We start from the raw sequence: 2,388 nt of genomic DNA, 5'->3' as shown, positions 1-2,388 counted from the left end.
GGTGATTGATTCAGCCCAGCGCTCACCTGTCTACAAGCTAGCGATGGACTGGAAACTGGCACTGCCGCTACATCCTGAATATCGCACCTTGCCAATGGTTTGGTATGTACCGCCATTGTCACCGATTCAGAATGCGGCCGAAGCTGGCAAAGTCGGTATGGACGGCTTGATTCCAGATGTAGACAGCTTACGTATTCCACTGCGTTATCTTGCAATATGCTCACAGCAGGCGATGAAGAGCCAGTACGTTTGGCACTAAAGCGTCTACTTGCCATGCGTAGCTACAAGCGTATGCAACTGGTCGAAAAGCAAGAAGTTCAAAGCATCTTAGATGATGTTGGTCTGACCAAGCTGCAAGTTGAAGAGATGTACCGTTATCTGGCGATTGCCAACTATGAAGACCGTTTTGTCATCCCAACGGCGCATCGTGAAGAAGCGTTAAGTGATGCCTTTGCAGAGCGTAATGGCTGTGGTTTTAGCTTCGGTGAAGGCTGTTCGGGGCATTCTGACAACAGTATGTTTGGACAACGCAAAGCCAACCGTCGTGATTTTATTGACACTGTACAAAAGTGGGAGTCGTAAGATGCAAGCTACTCAGTTACATAATCCTCAGTCTATGAACAGCGTAGTAAACGAGCCTACTGCTCCTGCTACTATCGGACCCTCGGAGCTTAAGCTATTAAAGGTGTTGAGCTTACTCATAGACTATCCAAGTAATGAGCTGTTTACTGGCGACACGCTCGCTGATTGTGCACAGATTGTGGCGACATCGACTTTGATTAGCCCAGACGTGCGCACGCAGATCATCGACTTGATTGAAGACTTAATAGAGACAGGCTCTCTTGAAGCGCAAGCGCGCTATGATGGTCTGTTTGAGCGTGGTCGTTCTTTATCGCTTTGGTTGTTTGAGCATGTCCATGGTGAGTCTCGCGACCGCGGGCAAGCCATGGTCGATTTGATGAATCAATACTCCGATGCTGGGTTTGACATTAGTATCAAAGAGCTACCAGATTATCTGCCTTTATATTTAGAGTTTTTGGCCTATCAGGCGACCGTCATTAACGATGATATTCAGATTCGTATGGATATTGCTGATGTGAGTCATATCATTGCTTTATTGGCGGCAAGGCTTGTCGATCGCGGCAGTGTCTATCAGGGCTGCTTCAATGCGCTACTGCAGATTGCTGGCAAGCCGCTCGATGTGGTGGAGGAGTATCAAGAAAAAGTCAGTAAAGAGAAGCGTGATGACAGCTTTGATGCCTTAGATAAAGAATGGGAAGAAGAAGTCGTCACCTTCTTAGATGCGCAACAAGAAGAGCGCTGCCCCTCACAGACGAGTACCCAAAATCTTGCTGCGAAAGCTGGCGTTAATAAGTCTGCAGCAAATATGGTTGATGCCCCTGTGCATTGGGTCGATTTTAAAACCAACCAGCCGGTCAAACAATCATAAGGAGAAAGGACATGAATATTGCAGATCCTGGTGTACAGTCTTTAGCCAATCTAAATTGGCTGCAGATATTCCTTTTTGGCGTCTATCCCTATATTGCATTGGCTATCGCTATTGTTGGTACTTGGGTACGTTTTGATTTATCTCAGTATTCGTGGAAGACAGGCTCTACCCAGACGCTAAGAACCAAAAACATGCGCTGGGCAAGTAACCTGTTCCATGTTGGTATCATTGTGGTGCTTTTGGGACATCTATTCGGTATGTTAACCCCGCACTTTTTGTATGACAGATTCATCAGTGCAGGGAACAAACAAATATTAGCAGTCGTGGTCGGTGGTATCGCAGGCGTGTTCTTCAAGTACAGGTACCGTTGCTTTTACGATTTCTATGGTTTTTGGTGAGGCCATTATGTCTCTCTTAGTGAATCATCACATTGATAAGTTAGGGAATCTTTATTAAATATTTAAGTTCAGGGCTTAGGTTAAAGTACGACTACCGCTAGCAACCTTGATTGGAATTTTTAGACAGTCATTAAACTTTCATAAGTTGAACAATCAGAATATTACCATAAGATTCATTTTAAATGAACCTTATGGTATCCCCCTCAGAACTTCAATGCTGTATCACAGTTGTGACTATTTCTATTACCAGTGTTTCTGTCACTATTGTCTTACTGTGATTTCTTTTGTCTAACGATCTGATAGCGGCGACCAAAGTACCAAACTGGCGCACTAATGATATGAATCAGTCGTGTGAATGGGAAAATCATGATAAGGGTAATACCTAGGACTATATGCAGCTGATAAATCAAGTCCGCTTGTTCGATACGTGCTGCTGCATGCCATGGTCTTAAGATAGTAATATCCTGTGCCCAACCCGCTAAGTTCATCATCGTATAACCATCTAAATGCTGCACAGAAGTAAAGATGGATATCAAACCT

Annotated in this window: 2 protein-coding genes and 2 pseudogenes; 3 read left to right on the top strand and 1 reads right to left on the bottom strand. The window is 44.5% G+C overall.

From position 1 onward, the window contains the following. The 3 genes and pseudogenes from narH to narI form a co-directional block, all read left to right on the top strand. A pseudogene (narH, locus tag JMY01_RS13965) lies at positions 1-582 on the top strand (nitrate reductase subunit beta); the annotation flags it as partial. Positions 583-616: 34 nt separating this feature from the next. Continuing rightward, on the top strand, positions 617-1,450 hold the full coding sequence (narJ, locus tag JMY01_RS13960) for a nitrate reductase molybdenum cofactor assembly chaperone (protein ID WP_227677989.1): 834 nt from the start codon (positions 617-619) through the stop codon (positions 1,448-1,450). An 11-nt stretch (positions 1,451-1,461) separates the two neighbouring features. Beyond that, positions 1,462-1,797: pseudogene (gene narI, locus JMY01_RS13955) on the top strand (respiratory nitrate reductase subunit gamma); the annotation flags it as partial. Between the two features lie 320 nt (positions 1,798-2,117). Here narI and JMY01_RS13950 read toward each other — a convergent pair. Then, positions 2,118-2,388, bottom strand: a 271-nt coding sequence (locus JMY01_RS13950; protein WP_201577711.1) for a respiratory nitrate reductase subunit gamma, incomplete at its 5' end; no start/stop codon positions are given.

The sequence above is a fragment of the Psychrobacter sp. H8-1 genome (assembly GCF_904846575.1).
Lineage (GTDB): Bacteria > Pseudomonadota > Gammaproteobacteria > Pseudomonadales > Moraxellaceae > Psychrobacter > Psychrobacter fulvigenes.
The sequence above is the reverse complement of the archived record's forward strand: the minus strand, read 5'-3'. Positions and strand labels throughout refer to the sequence as shown.